Below are 18,967 nucleotides of genomic sequence, written 5' to 3'. Positions count from 1 at the left end.
GGGGTTAACCCGTAAATTGAGGGTTTTCACTTAGACTCCCGCGTGGTTGCCGGCGCGCCACGAAAGCCTGTCTTCGATGATGGAAAATACAGCGCTAGCCGCACTTTCCGAGTGCGTTTTCCCATGCCTCACTAGATGTTCTATCGCTCATGACTTTTCTTGGCATCGATCTCGGCACCGGCTCCCTCAAAGTCGTTATCGTCGACGATAACGGCCGCGAGCAGGCGGCCGCGAGCGTCGCTTATGCGCTCGAAACGCCGCACGCAGGTTGGGCGGAAATGTCGGTGCAGACCTGGTGGCGTGCGCTCTGCGAGGCTGCGGCGCGACTGCCCGCCGACGCGCGGCGGGAGGTCGAGGCGATCGGCTTTTCCGGGCAGATGCACGGGGTGGTCATGGTGGCTGCCAATGGCGAAGCGGTGCGGCCGGCGATGCTCTGGCCCGACACGCGCGCATTGGGTTTGCTCAATCAGTGGCCCGAGCCGCAGCCGAATCCCGTTGCGCCCGGCATGGCTGGTCCTTTGCTGCGTTGGATCGTGCAGAACGAACCGCAAACCGCGCGCAAGACGCGTTGGGCGCTGCAACCGAAAGACTGGCTGCGTGTGGCGCTGGGTGGCGCGGTGGCAACCGACCCCTCCGATGCCTGTGCGACGGCGCTTGCCGATCCGGCCGGCGTGTGGGATCGCGCGCTGCTCGACCGCCTCGAACTGCCGCACGAATGGTTTGCACCGTTGGCGCCATCCTATGCGGCGGGCGGAGTGTTGTCGGAGAAAGCCGCGCAAGCGCTGGGTCTGCGCGCCGGTATCGTGCTCGCGATTGGCGCCGCCGATACGCCATGCGCGGCGCTTGGCAGCGGTCTCGCTCGCGACGGCGACGCGTTGCTCACCACCGGCACCGGTGGGCAGATCGTCGTGCTCGCGGAACACGCACCGCAAGCCGCGAAAGGCCTGCATCGCTACCGCGCTGCGAGTGATCACTGGTACCGGATGGCGGCGATGCAAAACGTCGGCGTCGCGCTCGAACGCGTGCGGGGCTGGCTGTCGTATGAATGGGCCGATGCCTATCGTGAAGCGTTCGGTGATGCGTCCGGCGGTGTGTCCGGCGGTGTGTCGAGCATTGCGTTCGGCAATGCATCCGGCAATGCATCCAGCAGTGCATCCGGCAGTGCATCGGGCAGTGCATCCAGCACTGCATCCGGCAATGCCGCAGGCAACGTATCAGGTGGCGCTCTTGGCGATGTAACAGGCGCTGCCCCAAGCGCCGCAGCGGGCCTGACTTTTCTGCCCTATCTCACAGGCGAGCGCACGCCATGGCTCAACCCGGCCGCGCGCGGCGGCTGGCTCGGCCTTGCGCTCGATCACACGCGCGGCACGATGATGCGGGCCGCCTTCGAAGGCGTGGCGTTCTCGCTGCGCGCCGGTCTCGACGCGATTCGCGCGAGCGGCGCGAACGTGAACACCTTGAAGCTCGCTGGCGGCGGTTCCGTGGATGCGCGCTGGCGGCAGTTGCTCGCCGATGCGCTCAACGTCGAGTTGTATGCGGTCGATTGTCCGAACGCGGCGCCGCGCGGAGCGGCCATCCTCGGCGCACTGGCAAGCGGGCACTGGCACGCGAGCGATCTCGCGGCGCTTGCGCCAGGCGCGACGCGCGTTGCCAGTCCGCAAAACGATGCGGCGCTCGCGCAACGGTACGCGCGTTTTCTCGATCTGTATGGCCGGGTCGAGACATGGTTCGGTGAGGATGAAGGCGAACGCGAACGCGAACGCGAACGCGAACGCGAACGCGAACGCGAACGCTCGTAGCCGAGCCGATGTCACCTACAGACAATGCCCAATGTCACGTACAGACAATGCCGCGACGCACTTTGCAATACCATTACACCTTTCGCGCGCTAAGCTACCTGCCGGCACATCAGGCTGTGCGGCAGTGGCAACTTCTATCCGCCGCCCGGACCATCACGCAATCACAGCCGTCGAAGTGCAACACTGGCGCGCCGCGCGGTATCCCACTGCGACGCGCCAGGCGTTCACAGACTCACAGGAGCATTCACGATGAAGACCAAAGCAGCAATCGCATGGAAAGCTGGCGCCCCGTTGACGATCGAAGAAGTGGATCTGGAAGGGCCACGCGCCGGTGAAGTCCTGATCGAAGTGAAGGCGACGGGCATCTGCCACACCGACTACTACACGCTGTCCGGCGCCGATCCCGAAGGCATCTTCCCGGCGATTCTCGGCCACGAAGGCGCGGGCGTGATCGTCGATGTCGGCCCGGGCGTGGGTACGCTTAAGAAAGGCGATCACGTCATTCCGCTCTACACGCCGGAATGCCGTCAGTGCAAATTCTGTCTGTCGCGCAAGACCAATCTTTGCCAGGCGATCCGTTCGACGCAAGGCCGCGGCCTGATGCCGGACGCCACGTCGCGTTTCTCATTGGATGGCAAGCCGCTGTTTCACTACATGGGCACGTCCACGTTCTCGAACTACATTGTCGTGCCGGAAATCGCGGTTGCGAAGGTGCGTGAAGACGCGCCGTTCGACAAGATCTGCTACATCGGCTGCGGCGTGACAACCGGTGTCGGCGCCGTCGTGTATTCGGCGAAGGTCGAGGCGGGCGCGAACGTGGTGGTGTTCGGTCTCGGCGGCATCGGCCTGAATGTGATTCAGGGCGCGAAGATGGTGGGCGCGGACAAGATCATCGGCGTCGACATCAACCCGGGCCGCATCGAGCTGGCGAAGAAGTTTGGCATGACTCACTTCATCAACCCGAACGAAGTCGAGAACGTAGTCGATCACATCGTGCAGCTCACCGATGGCGGCGCGGACTACTCATTCGAGTGCATCGGCAACACCAAGGTGATGCGTCAGGCGCTGGAGTGCACGCACAAGGGCTGGGGTCAGTCGTTCATCATCGGCGTGGCGGCGGCGGGCGAAGAGATCAGTACGCGTCCGTTCCAGCTGGTGACGGGCCGCGAGTGGAAGGGCTCGGCGTTCGGCGGCGCGCGCGGGCGCACCGACGTGCCGAAGATCGTCGACTGGTACATGGAAGGCAAGATCAATATCGACGACCTGATCACGCACCGTCTGCCGCTCGAGCGCATCAACGAAGGCTTCGACCTGATGAAGAAGGGCGAGTCGATCCGCTCGGTCGTGCTGTACTAACGCCGCACGGTTTCGCGAAACAGAAAGGAGCATGTCGATGCTTGAACTATTGTCGTCGCATGCCTGCCATGGCGGCGAGCAGCGGATCTACCGGCACGACTCGCAGACCGTCGGTCTGCCGATGCGCTTCTCGGTGTTTCTGCCGCCGCAGGCCTTGCAGGCCAACGCGAATGTGCCCGCGCTGTTCTATCTCGCGGGTTTGACCTGCACGGAAGAAACCTTTCCGGTCAAGGCCGGCGCGCAGCGCTTCGCGGCACAGCACGGCATCGCGCTGATCGCGCCGGACACCAGTCCGCGCGGCGCGGGCGTGCCGGGCGAAAGCGCCGCGTGGGACTTCGGCGTAGGCGCGGGCTTTTACGTTAACGCGACGCAGCAGCCGTGGGCGAAGCACTATCGGATGTACTCGTATGTGCGCGATGAACTGCGCGAAACGGTGCTCGCGAATCTGCCGGTGGACGGTGCGCGCCTGGGCATCTTCGGGCATTCGATGGGGGGGCATGGCGCGCTGATGCTGGCGCTGCGCAACCCGACGATCTATCGGTCGGTGTCGGCGTTCGCGCCGATCGCCGCGCCTTCACGGTGCCCGTGGGGCGTAAAGGCGTTCAGCGGGTATCTGGGCGAAGACCGCGAAGCGTGGCGGCAGTATGACGCGAGCGAACTGGTCGGCCACGTATCGCGCAAGTTCGCGCAAGGGATTCTGGTCGATCAGGGGCTGGCGGATCAGTTCCTCGCCGAGCAACTGAATCCGGACGTGTTCGAAGCCGCCTGCAAGGCCGCGGGACAGCCGCTGACGTTGCGTCGTCACGCTGGCTATGACCATGGGTACTACTTCATCTCGACTTTCATCGAGGATCATCTCGCGCATCACGCGAAGGTGCTGCTCGCTTGACGTTCATAGGGCGATGGCGGCGGTATGCAGGTGATGCCGTCGCTATCTCCAGATATTCGCCAATGCGGTTGACGCGCCATCGCTGCGAATGCCGCGATGCGATTTGCAGCCAGCGCGCTCAGTCAGCCGCTCAACGCCGCCTCAACAAACTCCCGCCATACACCACCGCCGACAGCACGGTGATCCAGAAGCTCGTCGGCCAGTCGGTATAGAACGCGAGCGTCAGACCCAGCCACGCCTGCACCAGCGCAAACACGGCGGCGAGCACGAGACCGGTCGAGAGCCGCGTCGTCACGTTTTGCGCAGCGGCGGCCGGCCCGACCATCAGCGTGAACACCAGCAGCACGCCGACAATCTGCGTGCATGCCGCCACCGCCAGCGCGGCAATCGACAGAAACAGCACCGACACCAGACGCAACGACACGCCCTTGGCCTCGGCCAGTTCCGGTTGCAGCGAAGCAAACAGCAACGGCCGCATAATTGCCGCGAGCGCCATCAAACTGACGACGCCCAACGCCGCCAACACACCGAGCGTCGACGCGTTCACGCCGAGCACATTGCCGAACAGCAGCGCGGTGACCTGGGTCGCGTACGCGGTGAAGAAGTGCAGGAACAGCAAGCCGAAACCGAGCGACAGCGACAGGATCACGCCGATCGCGACATCGCGTCCGGCGAGCCGCTCGCCAAGCGCACCCATGCCGACGCCCGCGGCGAGCGTGAAGCCGATCATTCCCCAGATCGGCGAGATGCCGATCAGGACCGCGCCGGTCGCGCCGGTGAAGCCGACGTGCGAGAGCGCGTGGCCCGCGAAGGTCTGTCCGCGCATCACCAGAAAATAGCCCACCACACCCGCCAGCACCGCGACGATCCCCGACGCCGCGAACGCGTTCACCATGAAATCGTATTCAAACATCGTGCTTATGTCCGTCGCGTGAGTCGTGCTGGTGTGAGTGGCCGTGCGCGCCACCGTGGTCGTGCGAGTGTGAATGCCCGTGCGAGTGGCTGTGGCCGCCGTTCTCGTCGTGTTCGTGCTCGTGATCGTGTTTTTCGACTTCGACGTCGCCCGACATCACGAAGATGCGGCCGTTCACGCGCATCACGTCGATCGGCGAGCCATAGAGACGCGACAGCACCGGCCGCGTAATGACTTCATCGACGGTGCCAAGCGCGGCGACACCGTTGCCGAGATACAGCACGCGATCGAGCGCGTGCAGAAGCGGATTCAGTTCATGCGCCGAGAACAGCACGGCAATGCCGAGTTCCTGCTGCACGCGGCGGACCAGTTCAACCACGCTTTTCTGATGATGCGGATCGAGGCTGATCAGCGGTTCATCGAGTAGCAGCAGTTTGGGGTTGCCGAGCAGGCACTGCGCAAGCAGCAGGCGCTGACGTTCGCCACCCGACAGTTCCGATAAAGGCCGCTCGGCCAGCTGGCGGCCGCCCACCAGATCCAGCACCCGCTCGACATCCGCGCGGGTTTTGCTGTCCGCGTGGGGCAGGCCCCAGCGGTGTCCATCGGCGGCCATGGCGATGAAATCGCGGCCGCGCACGCGGCGTCCAGCCAGCGCACTGCGCGTCTGCGGCATATAGCCGATCGACGCATTGCCGCGCTCGACCGGCTGCCCCAGCACGCGGATCGCGCCGCTTGCAGCCGGCACGAGACCGAGCACGGCGCGCATCAGCGTGGTTTTGCCCGCGCCGTTCGGCCCGAGCACGCCGATGAATTCACCCTGGTTCACCACGAAACCGGTGTCGCGCAGAATCGTGCGGCCGCCGAGTTCGAGCGTCACGTGGTCGAGTTCGAGCACGGGCGCATTGGCGCGTCCGCTGTTTGACGCGCTCGTTGATGCATTAGCTGGCGTGCTGCGGCCAGTTTCGTTCATTGGGTTTTTCCTTTAGCGGTGCTTGCCGCCGCATTCGCTGCGCCCGCATCGCCCGCGGCCAGCGCCGCGCCCAGCGCGTCGAGCTGCGTCAGCATCCACGTCTGATAGGTCTTGCCGGCCGGTTCGGTTTCGGTGACGCTCATGGTCGGCACCTTCGATTGCTGCGCGAGCTTCAACATGCGTTTGGTCAGGGCCTCGGTTGCCTGGCTGTTATAGATCAGAACGCGCACACGCCTTTCGCGCAGATCGCGTTCGAACGCGGCGATATCGGCCGCGCTTGCTTCCGTGTCGTTCATCGTCGCGAGCTGGAAGCGCAGATTGCGCATCGAGAGGCCTACCGCGTCCGACATATAGCCGAACACCGGCTCGGTCGCCGTCACCGGCACGCCGGCGTAGCGGCCATGCAGATCGGCGACTTTGGCGTCGATGGGTTTCAGCGAGTCGAGAAACTTCGCGAGGTTCGCATCGTACGCCGACTTGTGCGCGGGGTCAGCCGCAACGAGCGCCTCGCTCACCGCGCGCGCTACTTTCGGCATGGTCGCCGGGTCGTACCAGAGGTGCGGATTATCGCCGCCCTTCTTGCCGACGAGATCCGCGGCGACGATCGTAGTGCGCTTCGCGCTCTTCGAGGCGGCCAGCAGTTTCGCCATCCACGGATCGTAGTCGGCGCCGTTGTAGAGCACAAGGCTCGCATGCTGCAAGGCGCGCGCCGTCTTCGGGCTCGCTTCGAACAGATGCGGATCCTGATCCGGATTGCTGAGGATGCTCGTTACGTCGACGCGGTCGCCGCCCAGCTGCTGCACGACGTCACCGTAAAAATTTTCCGCTGCCACCACCGGGATTTTCGCATCCGCCGCAAACGCGCCATGGCTGAGCGTGACAGCAGCAGCGGCCGTCGCGGCTATCGCCACGGTCTTCGACAGCGTCAGCGCACAGCGCGCCCCGTTCAACATCGAGCCGAATGTCTTCATCGTCGTTTCCTGCCCCGTGAGAGTTGAATGAAACACAAACCTTAGGCGCGGCGCGCTTCGGTGTTCTCGCAGTCGCACCTGCGCACACGCCGCCGGGCCACGCCACGTGGGGCTGCGCCTATGCCGCCGGCCCAGAGCCGTGCGAGGTCGAAATGATATAACGTATCTCGAATTCTTGTCAGCGACTTATGCGGAAAGCGGATTGGCCGTCTTCGATTTCTCGTATTAGTGCCGGTCGGAACGGGGAGCGGCGGTGTGGCGATCCTGCCGCGCTGCACCATCGAAATCTGGTCGAGCGCCTTGACATGACCCGGTCCGTATCCGATCATTCGATCACAAACAGAGCAATTGTTCGCGTAACGAGCGTTCGCTCACCGCGCCTCAAGAAGCGAAACGAACCGGAGACAAGCAGTGGCGGCACGATTGCAAGACAAGGTGGCCATTCTGACGGGTGCGGCTAGCGGAATCGGTGAAGCCGTGGCCCGGCGCTATCTGGACGAAGGCGCGCGTTGCGTGCTGGTCGATGTGAAGCCGGCGGACAGTTTCGGCGACGCGCTCTTCGCCGCATACGGCGACCGCGTGCTGACCGTCAGCGCCGACGTGACGCGCCGCGAGGATATCGAACGCATCCTCGCGAGTACGCTGGAGCGCTTCGGCCAGGTCGATATCCTGTTCAACAACGCGGCGCTCTTCGATATGCGCCCGCTCCTCGATGAATCCTGGGACGTGTTCGACCGCCTCTTCGCGGTCAACGTGAAGGGCATGTTCTTCCTGATGCAAACCGTTGCCCGGAAAATGGTCGAGCAGGGCCGCGGCGGCAAGATCATCAATATGTCGTCGCAAGCCGGGCGGCGCGGCGAGGCGCTGGTGTCGCACTACTGCGCAACCAAAGCCGCCGTACTCAGCTATACGCAATCGGCCGCCTTGGCCCTTGCGCCGCACAAGATCAATGTGAACGGTATCGCGCCGGGCGTCGTCGATACCCCGATGTGGAATGAGGTCGACGCGCTCTTCGCGCGTTATGAAAACCGGCCGCCAGGCGAGAAGAAGCGCCTGGTCGGTGAGGCGGTGCCGCTCGGCCGTATGGGTGTGCCGGACGATCTGACCGGCGCCGCCCTGTTCCTTGCGTCGGCGGATGCCGATTACATCACCGCGCAAACCCTGAACGTCGACGGCGGGAACTGGATGAGCTGAGCGGATCACCATGTGGATAAGCCGAACTCGCTTTACCAATCCGCCTCACCCTTTGTCATTTTCGTAGAACAAACGCAACACTACATAACGTACGAGAAAGGAGACAGCACATGAAACCAGCTACTCAATCCGCGCTGAAGGCGGTCAGTGCCGGCGCTCTGGCATGCTTTGCGTTGAGCGCTCAGGCGGCCACGGTGACCATCGCCACGTTGAACAATCCGGACATGATCGAGCTGAAGAAGCTCTCGCCCGCCTTCGAGCAGGCGAATCCGGATATCAAGCTCAACTGGGTGATTCTCGAAGAAAACGTGCTGCGTCAGCGCGCCACCACCGATATCACGACCGGCAGCGGCCAGTTCGACGTGATGACGATCGGCGCGTACGAAACGCCGCAATGGGGCAAGCGCGGCTGGCTCACGCCGCTCACCGGCCTGCCCGCTGATTACGATCTGAACGACGTTGTGAAGACGGCCCGCGACGGCCTCTCGAGCGGCGGTCAGTTGTACGCGCTGCCGTTCTACGTCGAAAGCTCGATGACGTATTACCGCAAGGATCTGTTCGCGGCCAAGGGCCTGAAGATGCCCGATCAACCGACCTACGACCAGATCGCGCAATTCGCCGACAAGCTCACGGACAAGGCCAACGGCATGTATGGCATCTGCCTGCGCGGCAAAGCCGGCTGGGGCGAAAACATGGCGTACGCGACGACGGTGGTGAACACCTTCGGCGGCCGCTGGTTCGACGACAAGTGGCAAGCGCAACTGACCTCGCCGGAATGGAAGAAGGCCATCACCTTCTACGTCGATCTGTTGAAGAAAGACGGCCCTCCGGGGGCGAGCTCGAACGGCTTCAACGAAAACCTCACGCTGATGTCCTCGGGCAAGTGCGCGATGTGGATCGACGCCACGGTGGCCGCCGGCATGCTCTACAACAAGCAGCAGTCGCAGATCGCCGACAAGGTGGGTTTTGCGGCGGCGCCGATCGAAGTCACGCCGAAGGGCTCGCATTGGCTGTGGGCGTGGGCGCTGGCCATTCCGAAGTCGTCGAAGCAGCCTGACGCGGCGAAGAAGTTCATCGCGTGGGCCACCTCGAAGCAGTACATCGAACTGGCCGCGAAGGATGAAGGCTGGGCCTCGGTGCCGCCGGGAACGCGTCATTCGACCTACGCGCGCCCTGAATACAAGCAGGCTGCACCGTTCGGCGACTTCGTGCTGAAGGCAATCGAAACGGCGGATCCGGATCACCCGACGTTGAAGCCGGTGCCGTACACCGGTGTGCAGTTCGTCGGCATCCCTGAATTCCAGTCGTTCGGCACGGTGGTCGGTCAGAGCATCTCCGGCGCGGTTGCCGGTCAGATGACGATCGATCAGGCGCTGGCAGCCGGGCAGGCAACGGCAAACCGCGCCGTGCAACAGGCCGGTTATCAGAAATAAGCCGCAGTGGTAAGCCGCACTGCAAGCACTGCAACGTAACGTGAAACGCGCCGGCTGACACCCGTCAGCCGGCCCACGCAGCACAGCGGGCCGTCCTCGCCACTTACTTGCCACTCATTTGCCACTCATTTGCCACTCAAGCGCCGCGACATCGCGAGCGTCGCGGCGAGTGATGCGGCCAAGGCAGTGTCTTCGCCGGACAGCCCGCGCATTACCGAACAGGTGGTCAATCATGCGTCCTCTGCGCCTACCTCTCATGCATGCCCATCCCCAGACAGAAAAAGAACGCGAAGTCCGCAAAGCTAATTCCGCCCGCTGGCTGGTGTCGCCCTCGGTCGCGGTACTCGTACTGTGGATGGCCATTCCGCTGGCGATGACGATCTGGTTTTCGTTCTCCCGCTACAACCTGCTGAATCCGGATCTCAAAGGCTTCGCAGGATTCGACAACTACAAATATCTGGCCACCGATCCGTCGTTCGGACCGTCGATCGGGCACACGCTCGAACTGATCATCTCGGTGCTGGTGATCACGGTGGTCGGCGGCGTGCTGATGGCGATCCTGTTCGACCGTAAGTTCTACGGCCAGGGTGTCGCGCGGCTCTTGGCGATCGCGCCGTTCTTCGTGATGCCGACCGTCAGTGCGCTGATCTGGAAGAACATGATCCTGCATCCGGTGTATGGCCTGATCGCGCAGGGCATGCGCGCGATCGGCATGCAGCCGATCGACTGGTTTGCCGACTATCCGCTGACGGCGGTGATCATGATCGTCGCCTGGCAGTGGCTGCCGTTCGCGTTCCTGATTCTGTTCACCGCGATCCAGTCGCTCGATCAGGAGCAGAAGGAAGCGGCGCGCATCGACGGCGCGGGTCCGTTTTCGATGTTCTTCTACATCACGCTGCCTCACCTGAAACGGGCGATCGCTGTGGTGGTGATGATGGAGACGATTTTCCTGCTGTCGATCTTCGCCGAAATCTATACGACCACGGGCGGCGGTCCGGGCACCGCGACCACCAATCTGTCGTACCTGATCTATTCGCTGGGCCTGCAACAGTTCGACGTCGGTCTCGCTTCGGCGGGCGGCATTCTGGCTGTCGTGCTGGCTAACATCGTGTCGTTCTTCCTTGTGCGGATGCTCGCGAAGAACCTGAAAGGGGAGTACGAAAAATGAGCCACGTTGCCTCTACACCGGCGTCCACCACGACGCCAATGAGCGTGCCGGCCAAGTCGCCGTTCGACGCGATTCGCCGCGGCATTCCCGGCGTGATCGCCTGGCTGGTCGCGCTGCTGCTGTTCTTCCCGATCTTCTGGATGACAATCACCGCGTTCAAGACGGAGCAGCAGGCGTATTCGTCGTCGCTGTTTTTTATCCCGACGCTCGATAGCTTCCGCGAGGTGTTCGCGCGCAGCAACTACTTCTCGTTCGCTTGGAATTCAATCCTGATCTCGGCGGGCGTCACGGTGCTGTGCCTGATTCTCGCCGTGCCGGCCGCATACGCGATGGCCTTCTTTCCGACGCGCCGCACGCAGAAAGTGCTGCTGTGGATGCTGTCGACCAAGATGATGCCGTCGGTCGGCGTGCTGGTGCCGATCTATCTGCTGTGGAAAAACAGCGGCCTGCTCGATACGGTGTCCGGTCTGGTGATCGTCTACACGCTGATCAATCTGCCGATTGCGGTGTGGATGTCGTTCACGTACTTCGCTGAAATTCCACGCGACATTCTCGAAGCAGGACGGATTGACGGCGCGGCCACGTGGCAGGAAATCGTCTACCTGCTGATGCCGATGTCGCTGCCGGGACTCGCCTCCACTGCGCTGCTGCTGGTGATCCTGTCGTGGAACGAAGCATTCTGGAGCATCAACCTGTCGAGTTCGCACGCCGCGCCGCTGACCGTGTTCATCGCGTCATATTCGAGTCCTGAAGGCTTGTTCTGGGCGAAGCTCTCCGCAGCGTCGCTGCTCGCGGTCGCACCGATCCTGATCGTCGGCTGGCTGTCGCAGAAGCAACTGGTGCGCGGCCTTACGTTCGGGGCGGTCAAATGACGGCAGGCACGAATGGAAGTCAGTTCGCGCTGATCTGCGATTGCGACGGCGTGCTGATCGACAGCGAAGCCGTGGCGGTGCGCATGCTGGTGCACGAACTCGAAGCGCGCTGGCCCGATGCCGATGTCGAACCCGTGGTGCTGCCGCTGCTCGGCTTGCGCATCGAAAAGGTACTGCAAGGCACGGCGGTGCAACTTGGCAAGAACCTCAGCGCCGACGATATCGAGGCGATCCGCGGAGCGGTGGAAGCGGCGGCGCTGCAGGCACCGGTAGTCGTTGGAATCGAGGCCGCGCTCGCGCAGGTGCCGCTGACCAAAGGATGTGCGAGCAACAGTTTCCGGCCGTATGTGGAGAGCGTGCTGGCGCGCACGGGCCTCGTGAGGTTCTTCGGCAATCGGCTCTTTTGCGCTGATGCGGTGCCGAATCCGAAGCCCGCACCTGACGTCTATCTTGCGGCCGCGCGAGGTCTCGGCCTCGCGCCATCCGCCTGCCTCGTGGTGGAAGACAGCGTGACGGGCGTGACGGCGGCGACCGCGGCGGGCATGACGGTGCTGGGCTTTATCGGCGGCGGTCATGCGAGTGACGCGCAGATCGACGCACTGCATGCCGCGGGCGCGCGTCACGTGTTCGACGACATGCTGCAGTTACCGGAACTGGTCGCGCAATGGACGTTGAGCGCGACGGCAGCGGCGCCGTAAGCGCGGCCGGTCGAAGCACACGAGCGGCGAATCAACAGGATCTGAGCCGCTCATAGAGAATCGAATTAACGCAGCTGCTGAGGAAATGGAAGCAACGCAAGCAACATAAGCGACGTAAGCGACGTAAGCAACCGACGCAACCGAAGCACCGTTAGCAACACACAGCAATACACGGAGACACATCATGGCAAGCGTAACTCTGCGCAACATCAGAAAAGCCTACGACGACAACGAAGTGATGCGCGACATCAACCTCGACATTCTGGACGGCGAATTCGTCGTGTTCGTGGGCCCGAGCGGTTGCGGTAAATCGACGCTGATGCGGATGATCGCCGGCCTCGAAGACATCAGCGGCGGCGATCTGACCATCGACGGCACGCGCGTGAACGACGTGCCGCCCGCCAAGCGCGGCATCGCGATGGTGTTCCAGTCGTACGCGCTATATCCGCACATGACGCTATACGACAACATGGCGTTCGGCCTGAAACTCGCCGGCACCAAGAAGCCGGAAATCGACGCCGCCGTGCGCAACGCGGCAAAGATTCTGCACATCGATCATCTGCTCGATCGCAAGCCGAAGCAGCTTTCGGGTGGTCAGCGCCAGCGTGTTGCAATCGGCCGCGCGATTACGCGCAAGCCGAAAGTGTTCCTGTTCGACGAACCGTTGTCGAATCTCGACGCCGCGCTGCGCGTGAAGATGCGCCTCGAATTCGCGCGTCTGCACGACGAACTGAAGACCACGATGATCTACGTGACGCACGACCAGGTCGAAGCCATGACGCTGGCCGACAAGATCGTCGTGCTGTCGGCGGGCAATGTGGAGCAGGTCGGCAGCCCGACCATGCTGTATCACGCACCGGCCAATCGCTTCGTCGCCGGCTTCATCGGCTCGCCGAAAATGAACTTCATGGAAGGCGTTGTGCAGTCGGTGACGCACGACGGCGTCACGGTGCGCTACGAAACCGGCGAGACACAGCGTGTCGCGGTGGAGCCGGGCACGGTGAAGCAGGGCGACAAGGTCACCGTCGGCATTCGTCCGGAGCATCTGCACTTCGGAATGGCCGAGGACGGCGTATCGGCAAAAACCATGGCGGTCGAATCGCTCGGCGATGCGGCGTATCTGTACGCGGAATCGAGTGTCGCGCCGGATGGCCTGATCGCGCGGATTCCGCCGCTCGAACGCCACAGCAAGGGCGACACGCAAAGGGTCGGCGCCACCCCTGAGCATTGCCATTTGTTCGACAGCGAAGGGAAAGCCTTCCAGCGGAAGATCGTCGAAGTGCTGGCTGCGTGAGTCAGTGAATGGGAAAGCGGCGGGTGCGCCGCTTTCCTTTTATCACGCTGGGGATAAGCCGCTGTGGCAAGCGCCGCTCACGGGGTTCGAGCGAGGCCGTGTGGGCAATGCGTCACACGCGTCCTGGCGGGCGGGCCGTATTGGTTCGCAGCGCTCAGGCTTCGAGCGCCGCTCGCGCACACAGCTCGTCGGTCACCAGTCCCGAGAGCCAGCCGCCTTTGAGCACCGCGATCAGCGCCTCGCGCTTGCGCTCGCCGCCGGCAAACCCGATGGTGGGGCGCCGCGGCGGCGAGTCGAGCGCGATGCTGGTAACGCGCCGGCCGGTCGGCGATTCGACGTGTACACCGGCCGCATCGATGGGCAGGCCGAGCATTTCGGCCACCGCACCGTTCTGCATCAACTCCTTCACTTCTGCGGACGTGATAAAGCCGTCTTCGTGCAACGGGCATTGCGGCCCGATATTGCCGATGCCGACGAACGCGACATCCGCCTTGGCCGACAGCGATTCGACGATCCGGTAGAGCCGGTGATTGCACCACTGCGCGCGTTCGGCCTCGCTATCGGCGAGCAACGGCGCGGGCAGCAGAAAATGCTTGCCGCCGGTCTTCTCCGAAATATGCAGCGCGACGTCGTAGCGGTTCGAGGAGCCGTCCGAGGCGATCGCCCCGACCATCGATACCAGCCGGTGCTGCGGACGCTCCAGCTGCGCGATCTGATCGACCGCGGCCTTTAGCGTACGGCCGCTGCTCACGGCGACCACCATCGGCTTTTCTTCGCTGAGATAGCGCTCCATGACCTGCGCGCCGGCCACCGCGAGCTTGCGGTCGACTTCCTCCGAGGTATCGCTGTCGATCGGTACGACTTCGCACATGCTCAGGCCGTAGCGCTTCGAGAGTTGATCGGCGAGCGCAAGACAATCGGCCAGTTTGTGATCGACGCGCACGCGAATCAGATTCTTCTCGACAGCGAAGGCGACCAGCCGCTGCGCCACCGGGCGTGACACCTGCAGTTTCTCGGCGATCTCGTTCTGGGTGTTGCCTGCGACGTAGTACAGCCACGCGGCGCGGGTAGCAAGATCTAATTTTTCTGTGGACTTGGGCACGGTGACGGTTCGCTTGAAGTGCGCCGATGATAGGAGCCGGTCCTCGCCTCTCAACGGGAGCCGGCTGTGGTTTGCCGGTTAGGCGAGCGGTTGCCGCGCAGGGTCGAACAGCGGCCGCACGTGGCGGTAGAGCGCGCGATACGCCTCGAGCCGGTTGCGCAGTTCGGCGTGCCGTCGCGGGTTCGGCGTGAATTCCTTTTCGATCGGCGGTTTGGTCAGCACCTTGGCCGGGTCGCCGCCGGCGGCTAACCAGCCGAGGCGGGCCGCGCCGAGCGCCGCGCCGGTTTCGCCGCCGCCGTGCTTGCGGGTGGCGGTGTCGAGCGCATCGGCGAGCAGTTGTGCCCAGTAGTCGCTGCGCGCGCCGCCGCCGAGCAGGGACAGCGCCTTCGCTTCGGTGCCGGCCGCGCGCAACGCGTCGAGGCCGTCGGCGAGCGCGAGCGTCACGCCTTCGAGCACCGCGTAGCCGAGCAACGCGCGATCGGTGGCGTGATTCATGCCGAAGAACACGCCTTGCGCGTACGGGTCGTTGTGCGGTGTGCGTTCACCGGACAGATAGGGCAGAAAGAGCGGTGCGGTCGTCAACGCCTCCGCGGGCAGCGCCTCGATTTCGGCGAGCAGGGTCGGCTCGTCGGTTGAGGTGAGCTTGCAGACCCAGCGCAAACAACTTGCCGCCGACAGCACCACGCTCATCTGATGCCAGCGATCCGGAATCGCATGACAGAACGCGTGCACCGCGGAAGCGGGGTTCGGCCGGAAACTGTCGCCGACCACGCACAACACCCCCGAGGTGCCGAGCGAGACGAAGCCGTCGCCCGGTTGCGTCGCGCCGATGCCGATTGCACTCGTGGCGTTGTCGCCGCCGCCGGCCGCGACGATCACGCCGTCGCTCAAACCGAACTCGCGCGCCACGTTGGGCAGCAGGGTGCCGGACGGCGCGCTGCCTTCGCATAGGCTTGGCATCTGCGCGCGCGTCATGTTGCAGGCGGCGAGCAGCGAATCGGACCAGTCGCGTTTGGCGACGTCGAGCCACAACGTGCCCGCTGCGTCCGATGGATCGGACACCTTGCCGCCAGTCAGTTGCAGGCGCAGGTAGTCCTTCGGCAGCAGCACACAGGCGGTCTGCGCGAAGATGTCCGGTTCGTGGCGCGCAACCCATAGCAGCTTCGGCGCGGTGAAACCGGGCATCGCGAGATTGCCGGCTACGGTGTGCAACTCCGGCGCTCGCTCGGTGAACTCTGCGCACTCCTTGTCGCTGCGCATGTCGTTCCACAGGATCGCGGGCCGTAAAACGCGGTCCTGCGCATCCAGCAGCACGGCCCCGTGCATCTGCCCGGAGAGACCGATGCCGCGAATCTGCGCGAACTCGTCGGGATGTTTGGCGCGCAACGCGGCCAACGCCGTGCGCGTGCCAGCCCACCAGTCTTCGGGATTCTGTTCGGCCCAGCGCTGATGCTGACGCGAGACGGTAAAGGGTGAGCCTGCGGTGCCGATCACGCGTCCATTGGAGGCGAGCAGCAGGACTTTCACTTCGGACGTGCCGAGGTCGATGCCGAGATACATGGGCGCGAAACCTTCGTCGTTAGGGATGCGCTACTTTAGCCGCACATGGCGCCCGCTGCTATGCGAATTACGCCTGGCATCGGTGTGGTTCGATGCCGCGCGCTGAGCGGCACCGAGTGGTGCGATGTCCGTTGCTGCCGGCGCACATGAGTCACACTGGGACGACGCCGGCTGCCGGCACGCGGGTCAAGCCGCGCCGCGTTTGGCCAGCCACACGTCGACACGCGCCAACGCGCCTGCCAACGCCGATTCCAATTCCGGTGTCTGCGCCATGCTGCCCCATAGCAGCCGGTCAGCGGCGAACGCCTTTAGCGGATCGGGCGCGCTAAAGAAACCGCGGGCGACGCGCTCGTCCATCACGCCATCCTGATACGCATACGGCAGCTTGCCGGCGTTCCAGCGTTCGAGGAAGCGGAAGAACAGCGCCGGCAACATCGCCGTCGCCGCAGGTGTGACGCCACGCTCGAAGCATTCGGCGAGCGTCGGCGCGATAAAGCCGGGCAGCTTCGAAAAGCCGTCGGCCGCAACGCGCTGGTTGGTGTCCTGGATGTAGGGATTGCCGAAGCGTTCGAGCACCACGTCGCGATAGCGTTCGAGATCGAGCGGGCTCGGCGTGAGGCACGGAATCACGTCTTCGGTCACGTAGTCGAAGGCGAATTGGTTGATGTCCGGGTCGAGCGTGCCTTCGTGGATGAAGTTCAGTCCGACCAGCGTACCCGCCCACGCAATGCAACTATGCGTCGCGTTGAGAATGCGGATCTTCGCTTCCTCGTACGGCAGTACCGAGTCGACCAGTTCCGCGCCGACCTTTTCCCACGCGGGGCGTCCGGCGATGAAGCGGTCTTCGATCACCCATTGGATGAAGGATTCGCCCATCACCGGGCAGGCATCGTCGACGCCGGTGGCGGCTTTGACGCGTTCGCGCACGTCGGGCGTCGGGCGCGGCGTGATGCGATCGACCATCGAACTCGGGCACGCGGTGTGGTCGTCGAACCATTGCGCCAGTTCGATCGCGCCGCGCCGTTCGAGAAACTCGCTCATGCCCGCATGAAAGCGCTCGCCGTTGCTGCGCAGGTTATCGCAGGTCTGCAGCGTGACCGGGCCGGCGCCGCGCTTCATGCGTGCGTCGAGAATTGCCGCGAGCGCGCCGTAAATGGTGGTGTGGCCGCCTTTCAGGTCAGCCGCGAGATCGGCGTTGGCCGTGTCGAGCGCGTCCTGCTCGTCGAGGTAATAGCCGCCTTCGGTGACGGTGAACGCAATGATCTTGCAGGCCGGATCGGCGCCTGCCGCAATCAGCGCATCGAGACTCTCGGTCCATGGCACCACGCGCTCGATCGAGCGAATCGTCTCGTACGCGCGCTGGCCCTGTGGCGTCACGGTCTCGAGCGTGTAGACGCCGTTTTGCGCGGCGAGCGCTTCGAGCACCGCGTTCATGTCGCCGCGGATATTGCACACCGTCAGCGACCAATGCGGCTCGCCCGCCACCTTCGCCTCGTTCAACCGATGCAGATACCACGCCTGATGCGCGCGATGAAACGATCCCGCGCCGATGTGCAGGATCACGTGTGCGGCCGCGCCGCTGCCTTGCCCGCTGTTCATGTGCGTCTCCTGAATGTCTTCGTTCGCACGGCTCGGAGCGTGCGTTTTTTCTTTGGGTGGAGCATTTGCTCTGTCTGTGAGCGAATGATCGTACCGGGCGAAACGAATGTCAAGGCGACGTAAGCGGCTTTTCGTGGCGCAGCGCGGCGTGGCGGGACTTGCGGGGGCGAGTCGCGAGGTGTCAGTACGTTATGGGACGTGTCGCGCAGTGCGTATTGCGTTGCATCAAATTTGACTTTCACCGCGTCAGGACTTGCTGTCGGTCGAGAGCGAGTTTCGCGATCGGGTAAGCAGAACGGACCTTGCGGTCGTGCCGGCGGTATCAGGTCAGACCGCGCCGCCTCGCTGTCTGACTGGCGTCGTATGCGCTCATGTACTGAAACAACGCGCTGTCCGTCGTAATGCCGAGGCGCGCCATGCCCGAGCGCTTGTGGCGGCTGATCGTCTTTCGGCTGCGCTGCAGGCGATCGGCTACTTCCGCCGCCGACAATCCCGATGCAAATAATCTCAACACCTCAGATTCGCGTGGTGACAGTCGCACGGCCGATCCGTCTGCCGTCGTGTCGCCTGCGATCAGACTCGCCCGCATCATCGGCGACAGGTAGCGGCGACCACCCGCGACCGCTTGAATCGCAATAGGGAGCGCTTCCGTCAGGTCCGCCTTGCTCACCAGTCCCGCTACCCCAGTTCGCCAGATCGAACCGCGCACGCCGATGTTGTGGACCGTCGTCAGCACGATCACCCGCAATTCGGGAAAAGTCCGGCGCACATAACCGAGCAAACGCATCCCGTCTCCGTACCTCAGACCCGGCATCACATACTCGGTCACCAACAGATCGCACGGTATCGTGCCAAGCATATCGATCAAGGCATCAGAATCCGATGCCACCTGAATCGCGGCGCCAATACCAATGCGCCGCTGGGCAATCAGCCCTTTGACGCCGAGTACGAATAACGGATGATCATCGGCTAGCACAATTCGTAGCTTGTCCAACTGCACATCATTCCCCACTTAAATCCGTTTCGTTGCTCCCTTGTTCATTTTGCGGTCGGTATTCGCGAACGGCTGCCTCCGAATGCCGCGTGCGACCATTCGTCGAATCCCATCGCGGTCGCGGCATCGACGGTCATGTTTTTCGCGCTCGAGGC

16 protein-coding genes are annotated in these 18,967 nt (G+C 63.6%); 9 read left to right on the top strand and 7 right to left on the bottom strand.

All coding sequences use genetic code 11. The features are described from left to right. The first annotated feature begins 149 nt into the window (after positions 1–149). The 3 genes from AYM40_RS16940 (at position 150) to fghA (ending at position 4,044) form a co-directional block, all read left to right on the top strand. Complete coding sequence (locus AYM40_RS16940) at positions 150–1,799, top strand: xylulokinase (protein ID WP_063497221.1); 1,650 nt, start codon at positions 150–152, stop codon at positions 1,797–1,799. Between the two features lie 249 nt (positions 1,800–2,048). After that, a complete protein-coding gene (locus AYM40_RS16935; protein ID WP_063497220.1) occupies positions 2,049–3,155 on the top strand; it encodes an S-(hydroxymethyl)glutathione dehydrogenase/class III alcohol dehydrogenase in 1,107 nt (368 codons plus the stop codon). A 37-nt stretch (positions 3,156–3,192) separates the two neighbouring features. Then, positions 3,193–4,044, top strand: coding sequence for an S-formylglutathione hydrolase (gene fghA / locus AYM40_RS16930; protein WP_063497219.1), 852 nt, complete (start codon positions 3,193–3,195; stop codon positions 4,042–4,044). A gap of 130 nt (positions 4,045–4,174) precedes the next feature. Here the strand turns inward: fghA and AYM40_RS16925 are convergent, their stop codons facing one another. From AYM40_RS16925 to AYM40_RS16915, 3 genes are read right to left on the bottom strand one after another with little or no spacing between them, the layout of a single operon-like run. Continuing rightward, positions 4,175–4,957, bottom strand: a complete 783-nt coding sequence (locus tag AYM40_RS16925; RefSeq protein WP_063497218.1) for a metal ABC transporter permease — start codon at positions 4,955–4,957, stop codon at positions 4,175–4,177. Further along, positions 4,950–5,927 carry an ABC transporter ATP-binding protein gene (locus tag AYM40_RS16920; RefSeq protein ID WP_063497217.1) on the bottom strand — a complete coding sequence of 326 codons (978 nt, stop codon included), beginning with the start codon at positions 5,925–5,927 and terminating at the stop codon, positions 4,950–4,952. The genes AYM40_RS16925 and AYM40_RS16920 overlap by 8 nt, the downstream gene beginning before the upstream one ends. Next, a complete protein-coding gene (locus AYM40_RS16915; RefSeq protein WP_063497216.1) occupies positions 5,924–6,898 on the bottom strand; it encodes a metal ABC transporter solute-binding protein in 975 nt (324 codons plus the stop codon). Before AYM40_RS16915 ends, AYM40_RS16920 begins: the two co-directional genes overlap by 4 nt. A 411-nt stretch (positions 6,899–7,309) precedes the next feature. On the opposite strand from AYM40_RS16915, the gene AYM40_RS16910 reads away from it, so the two are divergent. The 6 genes from AYM40_RS16910 (at position 7,310) to AYM40_RS16885 (ending at position 13,557) form a co-directional block, all read left to right on the top strand. Further along, positions 7,310–8,092, top strand: coding sequence for an L-iditol 2-dehydrogenase (locus tag AYM40_RS16910; RefSeq protein ID WP_063497215.1), 783 nt, complete (start codon positions 7,310–7,312; stop codon positions 8,090–8,092). Positions 8,093–8,202: 110 nt separating this feature from the next. Then, positions 8,203–9,525, top strand: coding sequence for an ABC transporter substrate-binding protein (locus AYM40_RS16905; protein ID WP_063497214.1), 1,323 nt, complete (start codon positions 8,203–8,205; stop codon positions 9,523–9,525). 232 nt (positions 9,526–9,757) lie between these two features. Further along, positions 9,758–10,693: a carbohydrate ABC transporter permease gene (locus tag AYM40_RS16900; protein WP_063497213.1), complete on the top strand. Its 936-nt coding sequence runs from the start codon at positions 9,758–9,760 to the stop codon at positions 10,691–10,693. A 38-nt stretch (positions 10,694–10,731) separates the two neighbouring features. Beyond that, positions 10,732–11,565 carry a carbohydrate ABC transporter permease gene (locus tag AYM40_RS16895; RefSeq protein ID WP_172161794.1) on the top strand — a complete coding sequence of 278 codons (834 nt, stop codon included), beginning with the start codon at positions 10,732–10,734 and terminating at the stop codon, positions 11,563–11,565. Further along, positions 11,562–12,263: an HAD family hydrolase gene (locus tag AYM40_RS16890; RefSeq protein ID WP_063497211.1), complete on the top strand. Its 702-nt coding sequence runs from the start codon at positions 11,562–11,564 to the stop codon at positions 12,261–12,263. Before AYM40_RS16895 ends, AYM40_RS16890 begins: the two co-directional genes overlap by 4 nt. Positions 12,264–12,447: 184 nt before the next feature. Then, complete coding sequence (locus tag AYM40_RS16885) at positions 12,448–13,557, top strand: ABC transporter ATP-binding protein (RefSeq protein ID WP_063497210.1); 1,110 nt, start codon at positions 12,448–12,450, stop codon at positions 13,555–13,557. Positions 13,558–13,711: 154 nt separating this feature from the next. Here the strand turns inward: AYM40_RS16885 and AYM40_RS16880 are convergent, their stop codons facing one another. The 4 genes from AYM40_RS16880 to AYM40_RS16865 all read right to left on the bottom strand — a co-directional run bounded on the left by AYM40_RS16880 (position 13,712) and on the right by AYM40_RS16865 (position 18,812). Continuing rightward, complete coding sequence (locus tag AYM40_RS16880) at positions 13,712–14,659, bottom strand: sugar-binding transcriptional regulator (RefSeq protein WP_063497209.1); 948 nt, start codon at positions 14,657–14,659, stop codon at positions 13,712–13,714. 78 nt (positions 14,660–14,737) lie between these two features. Further along, complete coding sequence (gene xylB, locus AYM40_RS16875) at positions 14,738–16,219, bottom strand: xylulokinase (protein WP_063497208.1); 1,482 nt, start codon at positions 16,217–16,219, stop codon at positions 14,738–14,740. 186 nt (positions 16,220–16,405) lie between these two features. After that, on the bottom strand, positions 16,406–17,818 hold the full coding sequence (gene dalD, locus AYM40_RS16870) for a D-arabinitol 4-dehydrogenase (RefSeq protein WP_063497207.1): 1,413 nt from the start codon (positions 17,816–17,818) through the stop codon (positions 16,406–16,408). A gap of 322 nt (positions 17,819–18,140) precedes the next feature. After that, on the bottom strand, positions 18,141–18,812 hold the full coding sequence (locus tag AYM40_RS16865) for a LuxR C-terminal-related transcriptional regulator (protein ID WP_158515286.1): 672 nt from the start codon (positions 18,810–18,812) through the stop codon (positions 18,141–18,143). Positions 18,813–18,967 lie beyond the last annotated feature (155 nt).

It is taken from the genome of Paraburkholderia phytofirmans OLGA172 (assembly GCF_001634365.1).
Classification (GTDB): domain Bacteria; phylum Pseudomonadota; class Gammaproteobacteria; order Burkholderiales; family Burkholderiaceae; genus Paraburkholderia.
This window is presented reverse-complemented; position numbering and strand designations above follow the sequence as displayed.